At 50.1% G+C, this 18956-nt stretch carries 17 protein-coding genes; 7 read left to right on the top strand and 10 right to left on the bottom strand.

Annotated features, from left to right (window positions below; genetic code table 11):
• The coding region (locus tag BUB94_RS15695) for a transposase (RefSeq protein WP_139259208.1) at window positions 1–204 on the top strand (204 nt) is incomplete at its 5' end.
• Here BUB94_RS15695 and BUB94_RS15690 read toward each other — a convergent pair.
• The 8 genes from BUB94_RS15690 to BUB94_RS15655 all read right to left on the bottom strand — a co-directional run bounded on the left by BUB94_RS15690 (window position 188) and on the right by BUB94_RS15655 (window position 10842).
• A complete protein-coding gene (locus BUB94_RS15690) occupies window positions 188–919 on the bottom strand; it encodes an Rpn family recombination-promoting nuclease/putative transposase (protein ID WP_073238825.1) in 732 nt (243 codons plus the stop codon). The two genes, BUB94_RS15695 and BUB94_RS15690, sit on opposite strands and share 17 nt — an antisense overlap.
• 376 nt (window positions 920–1295) lie before the next feature.
• Window positions 1296–2372 (bottom strand): FISUMP domain-containing protein, encoded by a 1077-nt coding sequence (locus tag BUB94_RS15685; protein WP_254793764.1) that lies wholly within the window; start codon window positions 2370–2372, stop codon window positions 1296–1298.
• A complete protein-coding gene (locus tag BUB94_RS16585) occupies window positions 2332–2592 on the bottom strand; it encodes a hypothetical protein (protein ID WP_139260283.1) in 261 nt (86 codons plus the stop codon). Before BUB94_RS16585 ends, BUB94_RS15685 begins: the two co-directional genes overlap by 41 nt.
• 141 nt (window positions 2593–2733) lie before the next feature.
• Window positions 2734–5247, bottom strand: coding sequence for a glycoside hydrolase family 94 protein (locus BUB94_RS15675; protein WP_073160936.1), 2514 nt, complete (start codon window positions 5245–5247; stop codon window positions 2734–2736).
• A gap of 99 nt (window positions 5248–5346) precedes the next feature.
• The gene (locus BUB94_RS15670) at window positions 5347–5970 is read right to left on the bottom strand and encodes a PadR family transcriptional regulator (RefSeq protein WP_073160938.1); all 624 of its coding nucleotides are present in this window, start codon (window positions 5968–5970) and stop codon (window positions 5347–5349) included.
• Window positions 5971–6155: 185 nt separating this feature from the next.
• The gene (locus tag BUB94_RS15665; protein WP_139258435.1) at window positions 6156–7331 is read right to left on the bottom strand and encodes a multidrug effflux MFS transporter; all 1176 of its coding nucleotides are present in this window, start codon (window positions 7329–7331) and stop codon (window positions 6156–6158) included.
• A gap of 516 nt (window positions 7332–7847) precedes the next feature.
• Entirely contained in the window at window positions 7848–8672 is an 825-nt protein-coding gene (locus tag BUB94_RS15660; protein ID WP_073160942.1) for a PDDEXK family nuclease, read from the bottom strand.
• 307 nt (window positions 8673–8979) lie between these two features.
• Window positions 8980–10842 carry a phosphoenolpyruvate carboxykinase (GTP) gene (locus BUB94_RS15655; RefSeq protein ID WP_073160944.1) on the bottom strand — a complete coding sequence of 621 codons (1863 nt, stop codon included), beginning with the start codon at window positions 10840–10842 and terminating at the stop codon, window positions 8980–8982.
• 333 nt (window positions 10843–11175) lie between these two features.
• On the opposite strand from BUB94_RS15655, the gene glgC reads away from it, so the two are divergent.
• From glgC to BUB94_RS15625, 6 genes are all read left to right on the top strand, one after another.
• Window positions 11176–12426: a glucose-1-phosphate adenylyltransferase gene (gene glgC, locus BUB94_RS15650; protein WP_073238817.1), complete on the top strand. Its 1251-nt coding sequence runs from the start codon at window positions 11176–11178 to the stop codon at window positions 12424–12426.
• A 179-nt stretch (window positions 12427–12605) separates the two neighbouring features.
• Complete coding sequence (locus tag BUB94_RS15645) at window positions 12606–13412, top strand: NifU family protein (protein WP_073160948.1); 807 nt, start codon at window positions 12606–12608, stop codon at window positions 13410–13412.
• Between the two features lie 129 nt (window positions 13413–13541).
• Window positions 13542–14594, top strand: coding sequence for an IMP cyclohydrolase (locus tag BUB94_RS15640; protein WP_073160950.1), 1053 nt, complete (start codon window positions 13542–13544; stop codon window positions 14592–14594).
• Between the two features lie 62 nt (window positions 14595–14656).
• Entirely contained in the window at window positions 14657–15112 is a 456-nt protein-coding gene (locus tag BUB94_RS15635; RefSeq protein ID WP_073160952.1) for a hypothetical protein, read from the top strand.
• Window positions 15112–16488, top strand: a complete 1377-nt coding sequence (gene trmFO, locus BUB94_RS15630) for a methylenetetrahydrofolate--tRNA-(uracil(54)-C(5))-methyltransferase (FADH(2)-oxidizing) TrmFO (protein ID WP_073238814.1) — start codon at window positions 15112–15114, stop codon at window positions 16486–16488. Before BUB94_RS15635 ends, trmFO begins: the two co-directional genes overlap by 1 nt.
• A 5-nt stretch (window positions 16489–16493) precedes the next feature.
• Window positions 16494–17027 (top strand): hypothetical protein, encoded by a 534-nt coding sequence (locus BUB94_RS15625; protein ID WP_088658775.1) that lies wholly within the window; start codon window positions 16494–16496, stop codon window positions 17025–17027.
• A 65-nt stretch (window positions 17028–17092) separates the two neighbouring features.
• On the opposite strand, the gene BUB94_RS15620 is transcribed toward BUB94_RS15625, so the two are convergent.
• Complete coding sequence (locus tag BUB94_RS15620; protein WP_073238808.1) at window positions 17093–18163, bottom strand: alpha-hydroxy-acid oxidizing protein; 1071 nt, start codon at window positions 18161–18163, stop codon at window positions 17093–17095.
• An 8-nt stretch (window positions 18164–18171) separates the two neighbouring features.
• Window positions 18172–18678 (bottom strand): hypothetical protein, encoded by a 507-nt coding sequence (locus BUB94_RS15615; protein ID WP_139260282.1) that lies wholly within the window; start codon window positions 18676–18678, stop codon window positions 18172–18174.
• Window positions 18679–18956: the final 278 nt, after the last annotated feature.

The following is an 18956-nucleotide window of genomic DNA, read 5'->3' as shown; positions in this document are numbered from 1 at the left end:
CTCAACACAATCAGGCTGGGCGTGTCAAACGCAAGGATCGAGGCGACGAACAACAAGATAAAGCTACTGATACGGACTGCCTATGGCTTCAGGAACATGAACAACATGCTGTCGCTGATAATGTTGAGCTGTTCCTATGTAGATGTAAAGATTGCCTACGAATGGGAATCGGAATCGAGAGGATCATCTAGCAAGGCTGCCTAAATGCTTCCACACATGTTGATGATGCCTCAATAAACTTGTTTATTTTTATAATGGAACCGTAGCCGCGGACGCCAAAGGCGTCAAAGCTATCGTCAATTTTATTTTTCGGGTCAAGAAAAAATGCCATGGCCTTGTCCATGAGGGGCTTGTACTTTTCGGCATTGAACACATACTTCATGGCAACAAGTGTGAGCGCTACATAAGGGTTCAGCTTGCTGAAGTCGATATCCCCCACTTCCTTGCCCACGTTGATCATCTCGATCTTGAAGGGATAACCGATGTCGTGGAAATACTCCGGGTATTTTGCGTAAAGTTTTGCTTTGAGCGGGTTCCACTTGATTTCGCCGTTATAGACGATTACAGCGACCATTGGGCAGTCGGGGCGGCTGAGCCGGAACAGTTCGTAAAAGTAGTGTTCCAACTGGGAGACAACTTCGCTATCGGGGTAAGACTTGTGCTCAAGAACTAGACCTACGAAGAGTTTGGCCTTATTGTTGGAATTCTTGATTTTCAGGGTGAAGGTCAGGTCGGCGGAGCCTTTGTGGCCCTGGCGATTTATTTCGGTGCGTTCAGCACGCATGGTCTTGAGGTCAACCACCTGCAAAAAGCGGGCTAGACTTTTGTTCTTCTTTGCGGCAAGCTTAAGCAGCGAGGCTGCGCGTTTCGGTTCCTTGAAGGCGGTCTTGAAGAGGCCATCGTGGTCTTTTGTATTCATAGATTTTCCTTTCCTTGCAAACAAGCGGAAACTGCAAGGCATATTGAGTTAAGTGTGTGCGATGGATTCGCACGGAATGTAATTTAGGAAAAGTCAAATGACAAAAGATGACATTTAAAGAAAATTGAAAAAAAAAGGCTATGTTCTTTCAAAGTGTAGATGTAATATAACTATCTAAAAAAACACACCCTATTAGAAACTGAGATTTACCTACCTAAAAACTGTATCTTAGATACTTGGTCTAACCTAATTTTTGTTGGGTTAGACCATTTTTTAGTATTTTTTCAGCAAATTCAACATAAAATGGCAGTCCTACACATTAGTAGAACATAGCCTATTTTTTTGTTAAACTTTTTGGTAGATGATTATTAAAGGATTAGTAATCCTTTACACAGCGAACACTATAGAGAATATGCTTCCCTAAATGATCATTATCCCCGAACCAAACATATTTATCTGTAATGGTAACCGCATAAGTTCCAATAGCACTAGACTCATTAGGGAGCAAGAAATACGCTTGCATCCAACTAAGTTCATACGCTCTCATTTTGAAAAGAACCGACAAACCAAGCAAATTAGCGCCAGCCATATCCAGCGGAGCCCAGTTCACTTTCGAGGCAAGACTAAGCCCCCCTCTAGACGTAAAATTTTTCCACTCATAACCGTTCATAATATGCCAACCTTCTGGGCAAATTCCCTGATGTATGCGGGTATCGCCACCAACGGGATCTTTCCAAAGAACGGAATCATATTTGGCAGGCAACCCCATTGCCTCGCTCCAGGCATATTGACCACCCCAGCCATTATTACAAAACCATTCATCATTTAAATCACAGTATTTTTCCACCTTGTTGTCATCGCGTACAAGGACACTAGTATCTATCATCACCCCGTAATTCAAATTTTGTGCAAAGGCCTCAATCACAACACCGTCAACAATATTGCCATCATCATCATGCTTATGAAGAATTAAAGTTTTATACTTTTGATGGTCACGGGGATCTTCAAACTCTCCATATTCTGTATACTTTGTATCAAAAAGGCTATCCATATTGGGGTAGACCTTGGGTAAATCAACATAGACAATTGTATCTACAACCCAGTCGTTATTTTCACAACGATAATATTTTATTCCCCAATCCTTTACAACCGTATCCCGATCACCTTCGTTACAAAAAAGATACTCAGAAGAACTCGACTCAACCACCGACGAACTACTATTCTTGCCACTTACAGAGCTAAAGTTCATTTGTTCACTACTTGAATCAGACTTAACAGACGAAGACGAGACCAGACCACCACCAGAGGATGTTTCTTTGTCCGTAACAGAACTAGAGGAGATTGCGTGTTCACCATCGCTACTGCTTGAAATTTCCGCCACAGGTTCCGGTCCGGCACCGCTGGAACTGTCGTCACAGGCTGTAAAAAAAACAAAGCGCGGCAAATAAAGCACCGACAAAGATCCTTCGACTCCACTCCGTTCCGCTCAGGATGACACTAGAGGAAGAACTGCCGGGATCCTCGGTCGGAGACGAAGTTGTCAAGATTGAAGAAGACGACACTTCAGCGGGATTTTCATCCCCAGACGAACCATTCGCAGAAGTACTGTCATCGCAGGCCACAAGGCCCAAAGCAAACGCACAAGTTCCAAGAGCAAGAAAATTCTTTTTCATGAGAGACCTCTAACCCACAATTTCAAAAATATTCTACGGACAAATCTACAAACTCCAAATAAAAAAGAAGCCCGCCTTTGCAGACGAGCCTCTTTAATGTCTGGATCCTTCGCCTTACGGCTCAGGATGACACTTCTGGAATTATCCCAGAGTTACTTCAACCTTATGAACGCCAGAAGTGAACACCGGTGCGACGTTGGAATCAACTTCCTTACCGTCGACGACCATCTTGGCAACGCCCTTGCAGACGTGCTTCGGGTTCTTCACGGACACTTCGTAGGTTGCGCCACGGAACTTACGGGTCACCTTGAATTCGCCCCATGCGGACGGAATGCAAGGATCAACGATCAAGCCCTTGAAGCTTGCGCGAACACCGATGATGAACTGGGTAGCAGCCTGGTAGGTCCAGGAAGAGGTACCGGAGAGCCATGCGTTACGGCCCATACCGAACTGCTTGTGTTCGTCACCGAGAATGTTCTGCGGATAGCAGTACGGTTCGGATTCGAATTCGTCCAGCTTGACGTTCTTTGCAGCGGGGTTGATCTGGTTGTAGTACTGGAATGCCTTGTCGCCACGGCCCAGGATGGTTTCAGCGATCATCACCCACGGATTGGTGTGGAGGAAGATACCGCCGTTTTCCTTTGCTCCGGGAGGATAGGTGGAGATGCCACCAACGGTCGGATCGAAGCCGCGGTAACCCGGAGTAGAGCTCTTAACGCCGTTAGCGGTGTTCAGGAGCTTGTTCAAGCTGTCCATGCCCTGCACTGCACGTTCGCCATAAGCGATACCGGACATCACAGACCAAGACTGGCTGTTACAATAGATCTTACCATACTTAGCCTTGTTGGTACCGTATGCGGTGCCGTCCTTGCCAAACCAGCGGATCCACCACTTGCCGTCCCAGGCGCAGTCGTTGAATGCCTTCTTGACATCTTCGTACCAGCCCTTGTACATTTCGACAGATTCCTTGTCGCCGAGAGTTTCGCAGATGTCCATCATTTCGAGAAGGGCCTTTGCGTACAGACCGGTGTTGAAGGAGGATTCTGCACCCAGCGGCAGGTTCATGCAGTCGTTCCAGTCAGCGAAGCCGAGGAGCGGAAGACCGTGCTTACCGAGGTGAGTGCGGCTGAAGTTGACAGAACGCTTGAGGTGTTCGAGCACGGTGCCCTTTTCACGCTGAGCGCGCTTCTTGCCAGCTTCGTAGAACGGAATTTCTTCCTTGAGGAGTTCCAGCTTGCCAGTTTCCTTGAGGTAGTTGGCAACGGTGAGAACGATCCACAGGTGGTCGTCACCATACCAGTCAGCGTAAGCCGGGTTGCCGTTTTCATCGAGCACGCCCTTCTTTTCGCGGGAGTCACCGGCGTTAGCTTCGTTGCCGTTGTCTTCTTCAAGAGCAAGCGGAGCGTACTGGTGCATAGCGTTACCTTCCGGACGCTGTACGGAGAGCAGGTTCTTAGCGAGAACCAGAGCTTCTTCCGGCATGTGGCTCATAACGCCCATGAGGTCCTGGCTGGAGTCACGGTAACCGATACCGCGGCTGGTGCCGTAGCCTAGCTGGTACAGGGACAGGTAGCGAGACCAGTTCTTGGTGGTGTGGCACTGACGAGGATTGTGCACGTTCACCATGGAGTTGAAAGCTGCATCCGGGGTTTCCACCTGGATGGTAGAGAGGTACTTGACCCAGAACTGAGCCAGATCTTCGAAAGCCTTGTCGACGTTCTTGAGGTCGCGGTACTTCTTGATAGCCTTAGCAGCAACCTTGAGAGACTGTTCCTGACCGAGCTGAGTGCAGGTACGGAAAGTCTTCTTGGCAGCGATCTTGCCAGCGTGGATCATGAGAGCTGCGATATTGTCGCCGCGGTCGCATTCGCTGTTAGAAAGTTCCTTGTTCTGGAGAGAGAGCGGATTTGCCCAGGAACCCATTTCGTTGGAGCCCAGGAACACGCGACGGTCGCCGTCGAAGCTCTTGATCGGGCAGTCAGCGGTAACGTAGTTCACGGCGAAATCACGCTTCATGTAAGCGTACTGTTCGAGAACGACGTGGCCAGACTTTTCGGGATGAGCCTTGAGAGTCATGGTCTGGGGAACCCAGTCAGCGTTAGTGAGCTGCTTTTCAGCTTCGAAGTGGCTGAATTCGTAAACGGGGATGATATCCACTTCCTTAGCGGCACCACCGAGGTTGGTCACCTGGATGTCCTGGAGGAGAGTGTTAGAGCCAGTCGGCACGAAGATGGTCACCTGAACGGCGAGACCGAAAGCTTCGGCATTCCAACGCATGTAGGACAGACCAACGTGGCATTCCCACTTGTCCATCTTGGTGAGGGTCGGAACTACGAACGGAGAGAAAATCTTGTAGCCCTTGCCATCCTTGACGCGGATGTACACAGTGCTTGCCTTGAAGTCAGAGCAGGGCATCTGTGCAATGTACTTGGTAATACGGTTCAGAGCCGGGTCGCCCTTGCAAACCAGGGTACCACCGGTAGTATCAACGATACCGCCGAAGTTCAGAGTACCAACATAGTTGCACCACTTGATCGGGGTTGCCGGGTTGGTGAGAACGTATTCTTTCTTAGCGTCATCGAAGTAGCCGTACTTAGCAGCGGCCTTAGCGGTCACCTTCTTTGCAACGGGCTTCTTTGTCTTTGTTGTAGCCATTTTATCTCCGTTAGAGGGGTTAGTAAAAATTTTGTTAAAAATTTAGAAATAAAAAAAAGAGGCATGAGCTTTTTAAGCCCAGGCCCCCCTTAAAAAACATTATTTTTCAGTGCTTTCTGCAGAAACTTCACCATCTTCCATGTTGAAAGGACGGCTGCCGAAGTTGATGTAGAAATAACCATCCAACTTCTTGCTGCGCAGCGGGTCACGCAGGATGCCGATAGCGGCGCGCACATACTTCAGTTCAACAAGAATGTGGTCACGGCTCATGCAGTTCAGGAACGGTCCTTCGGGATACAAGGTAGGACGCGGTTCGTTGGCGATCATCTTTTCGAGAGCCTCGATTTCCTGGACCAGTCGACGTTCGTGAGCTTCCAGAGTGCGGATAACTTCCTTGTTTTCGGCACCGAACAGGAATGCAAAACCCAAGGTACGGGGATCATCATTGAAGCCGGTCAAGTGCTTCAGCACTTCCTTTCTCAGAACGTCCCTACCCTTATCGGTAATGTTGAACACCACACGTTCCGGACGGTTACCATCGCGTTCGGTGCGGCCCTTGATGCATTCATTCTTTTCGAGAGTCGTAAGGCGGTTGTAGACCGTCGAGGTGCTCAAGTTAGCCCATCTATCAAGTTCACGTTCACGCACTTCGGTAATGATATCATAGCCGCTGCGTTCATGCTCAAGGATAAGTCCCAAAAGCACCAAGTCATAACGATTCATAGCCCAATTCCTTCTTAAAGTACCCTTACAAAGTACCACTTGCAAAACTATTCCAAGTTGTAATATAGGCTTTTTTTTAAAGAGCGAACAAGAAAGTGTAATTTTTTTCGCACTTTTTTCTAATAATCTGCATTTTTCGGTGCGATTAAACAAAAAAAATGGGGCTTACCGCCCCAATAGAACCGCTAACCTTTTTTAGGCATTTTAGCCTTGGCCACCAGCATAAAGACCATGGTCAAAAATCCACCGGTCACCAGCATGGCCGAAGCACTCACGGCAATATCGCCCAAGCCAACAATCGGCGAAGCGATACCGCCCATCAGGAAGCCGGCTGCCCCCATGGCGGCGGAAGCGGTGCCAGCATTCTTGCGTTCGGCGTTCAAGGCCAGGGCGCTGGCGGGCGGCTGCATCAAACCGAACATGAAGGTCGTGACCATGAAGCTCAACTGCAACAGAGGCAGCGGCGCATGGGTCAAGAGGCAGGCGGCAACGGCAAGGCTTGCAAAGAACACACCGAAGCCCGCAATCTTGATGGCAGTGCGATCACTGCGGATCTTGCCGGAAGAGGCGCAGCCCACCGCCGTACAGAAGGCGATCAAGGCAAAGCAGAAACTAAAGCCCATGGGAGAAAGGCCATACAGTTTCTGGAAAATGAAGGGCGACGAAGCGATGTAGCCAAACAGCACGATCATGGAAGCGGAACAAACCGCAAAATAGCGGACGAACTCCCTGTTGCGGAAGACGTCTACATACAAGGTAAAGCTAGAAAGTAACGGCTTCTGACTGCGACGGCGAGGCGCAAGACTTTCCTGGAACTTCCCTGCCATAAACAGCAAGATGAAACCGTAAACGAGAAGCACCGCAAAGGTTCCCTTCCAGCTCATAAAGTTCAGCAGGAAGCCGCCCAGCACAGGTGCTGCAATAGGAGCCACCCCATTCACGGCGCTGACCATGGCCAGGAACTTGGTAAGCACGGGGCCACGGTAAGAATCCGCAGAAACGGAACGGGCAATGACGATGCCGCCAGATGCCGCAAGACCTTGAATCAAGCGGCAGATATTAAAGGTGGCAATGTCCGGGCTCACGATACAGGCCATGGTACCGAAAACGAACAGCACAAGGCAAATCAGGAGCAGTCGCTTGCGACCATACTTATCGCTAAGAGGACCAATGAACAGCTGACCGATGGAGAGCCCCAGCATACTCATGGTAAGACTCAACTGCGAAGCAGAAGGCGTCGCCTTAAAGTAGTCAGCCAGGTTCGGCAAAGCCGGCAAGTAGAGGTCTGTAACGAAGGGCCCGAAGGCAGAAAGCATTCCCAGAAGGAACATCAAGAACGTGAATTTGGACTTGGAACTCACGAATTTATCCTTATAAAATCAACAGGAGCCTTACACCAAACAGCGGTTTCTCGTTGATTTCGCGTGCCAACGATAGAAATTTTCAGAAATTCGTTCAAGGGAGTTTGCTGGCGATTCAAATGCGCGAAATCTCGCAGATTGTGCGAAACCACGCAAACTGGCGGTCTAAATGTTCAAAAAGCACTTCTTGACCGCCAAATTTTCAGTGTTTCTACCGCAGGGTGGCGGTCAAAACCACCTAAAACGACATTTTGACAGCCATTTTACCGCACAACACACGTCTTTGAGCACCATGCCACCCCAAAACTTGCGTGAACACATAAAAAATGGCGGTCTAAACGCCTAAATAACGTCTTTAGACAGCCATATTTCCACAAAACACCAGTAAATGCCCCCAAAAGTGGCGGTCAAATCCGAATAAAACCGATTTTCGACAGCCACTTCCACCTATTTTGACAGCATCTTTCGCCAAAAACACATCTTTACGCCTTACAGCTGAAACGTCCGCACAACGCCTTACAGCAGGAACTGCTGCACCAACAATTCAATGGTTTTCGAATTCACCGGGCGTACATCATTCTCCATGGTGTAAATCAAGTTGACTCCATGGATATAACCATCCATTGCATAGCTATCTAGCTTCCTAAAAGTTTTCACCTGGTAGTCCTCATCATTCATCCGCCCGAAGTGTTCCCAAATAAATTCTTCCCGAGTGCGGACGTTCAAGCATGTGAAATCCGGATAGACGACTCGCCCGCTTGATAGCCTCAACGGATATTCATAGCGGTACGGCACCCCCATCTGATTCAACATATTCGCGATGATGACTTCAGACTTTGAGCGGACTCGCTCCCCTTTGACGGTGGTCAGCAGAACTTCGTCTTCATAAAAAAGCTTCCCCTGATATTCCACCTTCTGCCAGCGTTCTGCGTAAAGATCGTCAGGTAAATAAATGGGGCTAAGAAGCTGACAACGACCAGGTCCCTGTGCAGTGAAGCTATTTTCAATTTCTAGACGATTCAATTCCTGCAAGGCAAATTTCAACGAATCTGCACCGCGGGTAAACGCCTCCGTCATAGTCTCATTGTACGACCGTTGCGCCAACCCGCAAGCCAAGTTCCTCTGCGACGTCGGGATATAAGTCCCTCTTGATCCCACCTGCTTGCTATTCTCTGCCACATGAAAATACTGATATGAACCTCGGTGGGGCGAAACCCGAAGACGACCTATCGGGAAGGTCTTAAGCGTCGCACGAATTTTCTTTGCAGCCCCCTCCATTTCACGGATGCACGATTCCAACAGCGGCATAATCTTCGGAAAAGACATCTTCTGAATTTCCATACTTCTCATTTTTCCTCCAAACAAAAAAAGCTGCACTTTCTAGGCACCCAAAATCCAGTTCGCAAACCGTTATGGGGATATAGAAAATGCAGCTTAATTGACAAATAATTTGTCGTTTAATCTGGTATGGGTAATATAAAAAAACGGCTCGCAACCGTTAAGCTGCGAACCGTTTTAATGGCTAGATCCTTCGCCTTTCGGCTCAGGATGACACCTAAGACAATTATGCCTGGCGCTCTACGAGCGCAGTCATAACGCCTCGGTCATGCCGATTCAAGCGAGCTTGATCGGCGCGACACTCGGCTGATTAAGCCTTGTTCAGACGATCCTGGATCATGTCGATGATGTCGTTCAGTTCCTTCGGAAGGTGAGCGCCGAACTTCGGATAGTGATTTTCCTTAACGTCAGCGAGTTCCTTCTTCCAGCCTTCAACATCAACGGAAGTGATGGCAGGGAGAGTCTTCTTGTAGCATTCAGCGAGGCCTTCAACATTGAGGGCGCCGTCTGCCGGCATCAGACCAATCGGGGTTTCCTTAGCATTGTCAACGCCGTTGCAACGGTCGAAGATCCAAGCGAGGACGCGGCTGTTGTCGCCGTAACCCGGCCACATGAAGCCACCCGGAAGTTCTGCATTGTCAGCGTCCTTACGGAACCAGTTGACGTAGAAGATCTTGGGGAGCTTGTCTTCGGTAGACTTCTTACCGATTTCGATCCAGTGCTTGAAGTAGTCACCCATGTTGTAGCCGCAGAACGGGAGGATTGCGAACGGGTCGCGACGGATCTTACCGACTTCAGCAGCGTTAATGGTGGAAGCAGCGGTGATTTCGGAACCAACGATGGAGCCGAGGAACACGCCGTGGTTCCAGCTCAGGGACTGGTGAACCAGAGGAATGGTGGACGGACGACGACCGCCGAAGAGGATTGCGGAGATCGGAACGCCTGCCGGATTTTCCCATTCTTCAGCAATGCAGGGGCACTGATATGCCGGAGCGGTGAAGCGAGCATTGGGGTGAGCCATTTCTTCGCCCTTCGGAGCCTTGTCCTTGGGGAGAGCGTCACGGGTATTGCCCTTCCAGTCAACCAGCTTGCCAGTTGCAGGATAGCCGATACCTTCCCACCATACGTCGCCATCTTCAGTGAGTGCGCAGTTGGTGTAGATGGTGTTCTTTTCAGCAGAGATAAGAGCGTTCTTGTTGGATTCTGCGGAGGTGCCCGGAGCAACGCCGAAGAAGCCAGCTTCAGGGTTGATAGCGTAGAGACGGCCATCAGCACCAAACTTCATCCATGCAATATCGTCACCGATGGTTTCGACCTTCCAGCCCGGGATAGTCGGGATGAGCATAGCGAGGTTGGTCTTACCGCAAGCAGACGGGAATGCGCCAGTTACGTACTTAACTTCGCCCTTCGGGTTGGTGAGCTTGAGGATGAGCATGTGTTCAGCGAGCCAGCCTTCGTCGCGAGCGAGAACGGTAGCGATACGGAGAGCGAAGCACTTCTTGCCGAGCAGAGCGTTTCCACCGTAACCGGAACCGTAGGACCACACGAGGTGTTCTTCCGGGAACTGGGAGATGTACTTGAATTCAACGTCAGCGCAGGGCCAGATGCCGTTGTCCTTTTCGCCGTTGTTGAGCGGCTTACCAACGGAGTGGAGGCACGGAACGAAGTCAGCGTTCGGGTCAGCATTGAAGATATCGAGAACCTTCTTGCCGGCGCGAGTCATGATGTCCATGTTGAGAACGACGTATTCGGAGTCAGTGATTTCGATGCCGTTCTTGGAGATTGCAGAACCGAGGGGGCCCATGCAGAACGGAATCACGTACATGGTACGGCCGTGCATACAACCCTTGTAGAGACCGGACATGGTCTTCTTCAGTTCAACCGGGTCGATCCAGTGGTTGGTCGGACCTGCGTCTTCTTCCTTAACAGAAGAGATGAAGGTACGGGATTCAACACGAGCCACGTCAGACGGGAGAGAACGGAACAGGTAGCAGTTTTCCTTCTTAGCGAGCTTAGTAGCGAGACCAGCGTCAACGCACTTCTGCATAAGAGTGTTGTATTCTTCAACGGAACCGTCGGTAACAACAACGTTATCCGGTTCGCACATTGCGATGACTTCTTCAACCCAAGCCTTGATCTTCGGGTGCTTGATGTCGTTCAGAGTAAGAGACATTATGAGCTCCTATTTGGTTAATGTTAAGGCGACCTGGACACGTTTTGCGCACAATTCGCCCTTTCGAGAATTTTCGAACGCTGAAAATGTATAAAAAAATCGGGTACGTCAAACGAGTTTTTTGTGAAAATGTGAGAAAAATCCTGTCCCGACCGCCCCCTGCAGTACGAGCCGAACCTATCGCATCCCCGTTTTAAAGTCTACTATTCCTGTATGAAACAAAAAATCTTACAAAAAAATTATTGTTTTTTCGCAAGAATCTCCCATTTTAGGCGAAAAATTGATAGATTAGGCAAGTAAATTTTTTCAAGCCATCTAACTACACGAGGCAATATGAGCTGGTCCTATTCTAGAGAACACCAGAAAAACATTCTCTGCATGATCATGGCCGGTGGCCAGGGCAGCCGTCTGCAGCCCCTCACCCGCGACCGTGCAAAGCCTGCCGTTCATTTCGGCGGTACTTACCGTATTATCGACTTCGTACTGAACAACTTCATCAACTCCGGCATCTTCAAGATCAAGGTTTTGACCCAGTTCAAGTCCGACTCCCTGAACAAGCACATTTCCGCCGCCTGGAACCTGAACGCCAGCCTGGACCAGTATGTGGACCTGGTTCCCGCCCAGATGCGTACCGGCGACGACTGGTATAAGGGTACCGCAGACGCCATCTTCCAGAACATCAACCTGATTACCGACGAACGTCCGGACCTGGTTGCAATTTTCGGTGGCGACCATATCTATAAGATGGACATCAACCAGATGATTGATTTCCACCTTTCCCGCGCAGCCCTCCTGACTATCGCCGCCATTCCCGTTCCGGTTTCCGAAGCAAGCGAATTCGGCATTATCGAGGTGGACCAGGACAACCGTATGATCGGTTTCGAAGAAAAGCCCAAGAATCCCAAGGAAATGCCGGGCAATCCGGGTTACTGCCTGGCTTCTATGGGCAACTACATCTTCACCAGCAAGTTCCTTGTACGTGAATTGATGAAGGGTGCAGAAAGCGGCGCTACCGACTTCGGCAAGCACATCATTCCGGCCCTCTACAAGGACTATCCGGTCTACGTCTACGACTTCAACACCAACATCGTTCGCGGCGAACAGTCCCGTACCAAGGGTTACTGGCGCGACGTGGGTACTTTGGACGCCTTCTTCGAAGCGAACATGGACCTTTGCTCCGAAAATCCGCCGTTCGATCTTTACAACAACTACTGGCCTATCCGTACCTTCAACTGGAACCAGCCTCCTGCACGATTCTTCGCAGGCGATAACGAAGCTCATCAGGGCGCAGCTATTGACTCCATCGTGTCTTCCGGCTGCATCATCGGTGGCGGTACCGTGGTCAAGAGCATCCTCTCTCCGGGCGTATCCATCCAGAAGGACGCCATGGTCGAAGAAGCAATCCTCTTCCCCAACGTGACTATCGGCCCGGGCGCAAAGGTTCGCAGAGCCATTATCGAAAAGGGCCTGCATATTCCGGCCGGTTTCGAAATCGGCTACGACCTGGAACGCGACCGCAAGCTGTTCCACGTGACCGAATCCGGCATTGTGGTTCTCGCCAAGGACACGATTATTAAAGCTTAAAGGTTAAAGGTTAAAGAATGCCCCGCGAAAGCGGGGCTTTATTCGTTTAATCGCTGCTGCCGGAGCTGCGAGAGCTACCCCCGCGTGGGCTCCATAAAAAGAAAAAAGAACGGTTCTTCGAGCCTACGGACAAGAGGCGAAAGGATTTCTCTAAAGAAAAATTTCTAACTTTTTAGCGTATGAGTGAAGATGTAACAAGCACACTTTCTCAAAAGGTGCAAGATATTGCAAAGTCCCCCAAGTATCGCGGGGCAATCTTCCAGATCGAGGCCGACGAAAAGGGCCTGGCACTGGTGGATGTGAAGGAAGCAAGTCTCAAGGTCTACCTGATGATCGACCCGGACTGCGACAAGATTCTCGAAACAAGATTCTTTACCTACGGCGGTCCGGTATTCACGGCCCTGGCAGACACATTCTGCAAGAAGATCCAGATGGTGACTGTAGACGACGCCTGCAAGATTACCGCAGAATCTATCGAAGAAGAATTGCGAGACGTTCCCGAAGTTCGAGCCATTGCAGCAGACGCTCCTGAAATCGGTCAGATGAACAAGCTGATTGCAAGAATTCTTGAGGAATACCCCGAGAAGAAGGCTACAGCCATCATCATCCGCGAAAAGATGGAACGCATCAAGTACCGCACCCAGACCGCAGAAGGTCGAGCCGAAGCCGATGCCGAATGGAACGCCATGACCAAGATCCAGCAGATCGAAAAGATCGAGGAATGGCTCCACAAGTCTGTCCGCGGAACGCTGCAGGGCGACGGTGGCGACCTCGAAATTCTGGACCTGGTAGACGGCAACCGCCTGAAGATCCGTTTCCAGGGAGCATGCGCCGGCTGTGGTAGTGCCATGGGCGGAACCTTGTTCTACATCGAAGACGAACTAAAGAACAATGTCTATTACAATCTGGTTGTAGAACCCGAAGACCCCCTGGATAACATCAACCCGGATGCCTCCGTATTCGGCGGTGAACCTTCTGAAACCTAAAGGTTTCAATTATGAATTACGAAGTACGAGATATAGGCTTTCACAAGTACGGCGGCGCCGTCATACAAAATCTCATAATTCATAATTTATAACTCATAATTTTATTAACTAACCCCCAAAGAGGATAATATGTCTGAAGAACTGAATCTCAAATTCGTTGACCCGGTACCCATGCGCTATGGTGAAAACTCTCACCAGTCCGCCGTGTTCTACCGCGACCCCACTTGCACCGAAGCTAGCCTGGCTACCGCTAAGCAGCACTGGGGCAAGGAACTGTCCTACAACAACATTGTTGACGCAGACGCAGCCCTGGAAATGGCTCGCGAATTTGCAGGTTCCAATGCAGTCGTGATCGTTAAGCACATGAACCCCTGTGGCCTGGCTACCGGCGAAAACCTCCGCGAAGCTATGGAAGCTGCATGGGCAGGTGATCCGGTGTCCGCTTTCGGTTCCGTGATCGCTGTTACCTCCAAGGTTGACCTGAACACTGCCGAATTCCTCAAGGGCAAGTTCGTGGAAATCCTCCTCGCTCCGGCATTCGACGACGACGCTCTCGAATTCCTGAAGAACAAGTCCAAGGACATCCGCCTCCTGGAAGTTGGCGAAATCAAGAAGGCCACCACTTGCAAGGTTTACAAGCATGTGATCGGCGGTATGCTGGTTCAGGATCGCGACGTTGACGTTTACGAAAAGTTCGAAACCGTTACCAAGGCACAGTTCCCGAAGAACAAGGAAGACCTGGCCCGCTTCACCTGGATCGTTACCAAGCACACCAAGTCTAACGCCATTGTCATGGGTTACGAATACAAGCCCGGTTACTTCCAGATCATGGGTCTTGGCCCCGGTCAGCCCAACCGCATCGACTCCAACCTCCGCCTCTGCCAGCCCCGCGTTCGCGACAACGTGGCCCGCATGGAAGAAGCCAAGGAATTCTTCGACGCCGAAGGCAAGCTGATCAACGAAGCTGGTCTCAAGGCTCTGGAAGCCAAGGTGTTCAGCGAAGTCGTTATGGGCTCCGACGCCTTCTTCCCGTTCCCGGATAACGTTGAAGCCGCTCACGACGCTGGCGTTCGCTACATCGTGCAGCCGGGTGGTTCCAAGAAGGACGACCTGTCTATCGAAATGTGCGACAAGTTCGGCATGGCCATGGTCTTCACCGGCATGCGTCACTTCCGCCACTAATTTCATTAATCAGTTGCGTCGCCTCGTGCGGCGCGACTCTTTCGAATTTTTAATAGGTATCCATGATTCCAGTATCCCAAAGGGAAGCAAACCAGAAAGAAAAAGATTTGTACTACGCTGTACTTTCTTTTTTGAAGAAGATTCGTAAGGCCGGCAAGACAACCGACAAGGAATGGAACGAATACCGCTCCAGTCTAAAGGGTATCGCCGCCAACTCTGACATGGGCCGCGCCGCAGACATGTGGACTATGGACAACCTGGACCAGTTCCAGCCCGACAAGTCTCAGCTTCCTCCCCTAAACGACATGGAAACCATCGCACGGGTTTCGCCCGAATTTCTGTCCCAGCTGATGGAAGCACTCTATTACGGCATGCTGAACATCACCCAGGCCAATATGATTTCTGATGAAATCCAGGATGCTGATCCAGATTGCGTCACCTCGGCATCTCTCGAAGAACTTCTTGTGAAGCTCTGGATCGGAAACGCCAAGACTTACAGAAAAATGGTGATGAACTAATGACTCAGAAAGTTCGTGTGATTGGAGGCGGTCTCGCCGGTTGTGAAGCAGCACTGCAGTTAGCAAGTCGCGGTTTTGAAGTTCACCTTTACGAAATGCGCCCGGTAAAGCCGACCCCCGCCCATCGTGACGGCCATTTGGCCCAGTTGGTCTGCTCCAACAGCTTTAAGGCCCTCGGTGTCACAAGCGCCCACGGACTTCTGAAACAGGAACTGAGAATGCTGGGCAGTTTTCTCATGGAATGCGCCGCCGAAGCAGCCGTTCCCGCAGGCGATTCCTTGACCGTAAATCGCGACATCTTTAGCGAACTGGTAGAAGCACGCATCGCGGCCTGCCCAAACATTACCATGCACCGCGAAGAAGTTACCAGTCTCGCCGGAGACTGCCCTACCCTAGTGGCCGCAGGCCCCCTAGCCAGCGATACTCTAGCCGACGATATTTTCAAGCGTCTGGGCAGCGACCGTCTGCACTTTTACGACGCCATCGCTCCCGTGGTAGAAACCGACTCCATCGACTTTGACCACGCCTTCTATATGAACCGCTGGGAAAAGGGCGAAACCGCAGACTTCATCAACTGCCCCCTAGATCGCGAAACCTACGAGAAATTCGTGGCCGCCCTTGTGGACGCAGAATCTGTGGAACCCCGCCCCTACGAAAAGCACGAACTGTTCGAAGGCTGCCTGCCGGTAGAAGAATTGGCTCGCCGCGGTTACGAAACTTTGCGTCATGGCCCCATGCGCCCCATCGGTCTGGGCCTTGGCAATAACGGCAAGCTTTGGTACGCTGTAATCCAGCTCCGCGCCGAAAACAAGCAGAAGACTTTGTACAACATGGTAGGCTTCCAGACTCGCCTCAAGTGGGGCACCCAGAAGGAAATCTTCACCATGGTGCCGGCCCTGAAGAACGCCAACTTTGCACGCCTGGGCTGCATGCACCGCAACACCTTCATCGATTCACCCAAGTTCCTGGACAAGACTTTGCGCCTGCGCCCGGAACTGGAATGCGCCAAGGATATTCCGCCTACTTGGTTTGCCGGCCAGATTACAGGTTCCGAAGGTTACACCGAAGCAGTGGCCACCGGTTTGTACGCCGCATGGAACATGGCACAGACGCTGTTGCACGGTCATGCTGACCCGCTGCCTGACGAAAGCTGCATCGGTGCCCTAATGAACCGCCTGGTAGAAGAAAACGAAGATTTCCAGCCCATGAATTTCAACTTCGGCCTCCTCCCCCATCACGAAGGCCTGAAGAAAAAGAACAAGAAGGAAATACTTGGCGCCGCTGCGGAACGCGCCGTTCGCCAGTGGATTGCAGACCGCACCATCGGCAACGCAAGGTTTATTAACCCGCAAGCCGACGAGGAATGCGAAGGTTAATTCTTTTGAATAAAGCCATCATCTTCGTACTTGGTTTACTGCTTTCGTACGCATCGGCGTTCGCTAGTTCGGACCATGAACAGAATATCAGCATAAGCTATGGTTATTTCAATCTCAATGCTATGGCTATTGTGTCTGGCAACATAATATCACATGCTTTCGATAAAGATTTCGAAGATGAAGAAGTAGACTTTATAACGGCAAGTTCATTCAACATTGCCTACGGATTTGAAGTCGGAAAACTTCTTGAAACCGGTGGTTTCCTGACTTACGCATACGTCGCAAATGATATCAATATGCATACCATTTCGCTCATGCCCAAGGCAAAGTTCAATTGGGTCAACAAGACAGATTTTCGTTGTTACTCCCAGTTGGCATTCGGGGTCGCCACAATTTTTGACAGTGACACATTTGATGTTGAAGCTGTATTCCACATCTCTTTAATCGGCTTCGAATTCGGATTAGACACATCATTCTTCTTTGAACTTGGTGCTGGACAAGTCGGATCATTTTCTGCCGGCGTAAAATTCAGCTTATAAAAAAGGCTCCCTCGAGGGGAGCTTTTTTCTTATGCCATTCGCAGCACTTTGCGTTCATTGCAGATTTAGCCCATGCGGATCATAGTGCGATCAATGTCTGCAATCTTTCGGGCACCGCACATGTACATGGTGTCCTCAAGTTCAGCCTTGATTTTATCCAGGTAACATTCAATGCCTTCCTGACCGCCGCCGTAGTAAGAAATCAGCACAGGGCGGCAAATGAGGCAGGCATCGGCTCCCATGGCCAAGGCCTTGAACACATCCAGGCCGGAACGGATTCCGCCATCCACGAGAATCTTGGTCTGGTGAGTTGCGCCGGAAGTTGCACCCGCTGCGCGACTTGCGGCGTTAGCGCCCTTGACAGCGTCCACGATTTCCGGCAGAACTTCTGCGGTAGCGGGCGTATCCGACAGAACACGACCACCATGATTAGAAACGATGATGGCGTCGGCACCGGCTTCAACAGCCTTGAGGGCGGTGCGGGCGCTCATGATGCCTTTGACGATGAAGGGAACTTTTGCGTAAGCCTTCAATTCCTGCAGATCTTCGATAGTCTTGGTTCCGCCACCCTTGCCGTTAAAAGTCTTTAAGTGCGGAAGACCAGCGCTATCCACCACAACGCACATGGCCTGGGGCAAGCAATCCTTATACAGGTCCATCAAACCCATGATACCTTCGTTGGTTCCCGGATTGAAAACAGGAATTCCATTGTTCCCATGAGCCTTGCCCGATTCAATGGCACGGTCCCAAATACGCTGGTCGCGGCCATTGCCGTAGGCATGGAAAATTCCACGAGTTTCGCAGGCGGCCATGCACTTTTCGTTAAAGTCCGCCACGTCATCGGTGGGGTTAAACTGCATGGCAATAGACCCGATAGGAGCCGTAATCAAAGGGAAACTCAACTTCAATCCCAGCAAATTGGTGCTGGTATCGATAGGTGTATTGGGCACGAAAGTGTCCACATTCAGCTTGATCTTTTTCCAAGCATTATAGTTATCGTTAGCACCGTTTCCCGGAGCCTTGGAGCCAGGACCCGGCATAGTGTTCTTGCAGGCCAAACCGTTGCAGACAGGGCAAACCTGGCAATTGGGGCCAATGTTCTTGCGGGCGTTTTCCAAAACTTCTGAATAATTCATAAAAACCTCTAACGAACAGAAGAACCCTCTAAAGCCTCCTTCCGGCGCAAACCCTCATTAACAGAAACAGTGTCACCACTTTCACACACAAAATGCTTAATGGCCCCATCCGACACAATATGATCCATATCGCAATAACCAACAGTACGCTGCAAAGCATCGAAAGTCGAGCCCACATACTTGATGCTGCAAGTCTCATTCTTCTTGCCCTTGGCCGACAAGTTGCAATACCAATGATTAAAATCAAAATAGCTCAGGTGAATTTCTTTTTCGTTGTAAATCGTTTCACCAAGACAAATATCGTTGCATTCCTGCAAGTCATCGATATAACGAACGATATTCTCTTCGCATTCAGAATACGCCCTGCCAGACAGACGCTTCACATTAAAAACAGGATCGCAATGATAAGCCGGATCGGCACAAACTCCATTGCAAGAGTCGCCAGTACTATCAGAGCATGCCCCCACCAAAACGGCAAACGAAGCAAAGCAAATACCCAATAAAATCTTATTCATACCGCCAATATATAAAATATCGACCAATCAAAAAAAAACAGACACGGAATCCAAGCTTATTAAATGGGTGGACGTCAAAATAACAAGCGCTAACTATAAAATAAAAGGTGATGGTTTAAAGTCATCACCATATTAGCCTCCAGGAGCAAGATTTCGTCGGTATACCCTTCAAAAGATACATCTTTTGCGAAGTCCTTGTCAAGAAGGCTATTTGCCTTTTCTTCATCGATGGTTTTGTAAATTTATCTGCACTTTTGTAAAATTTTTCGAAAAACCGC

Origin of the sequence: Fibrobacter sp. UWH9 (genome assembly GCF_900129715.1) — a bacterium.
Classification (GTDB): domain Bacteria; phylum Fibrobacterota; class Fibrobacteria; order Fibrobacterales; family Fibrobacteraceae; genus Fibrobacter.
This window is presented reverse-complemented; position numbering and strand designations above follow the sequence as displayed.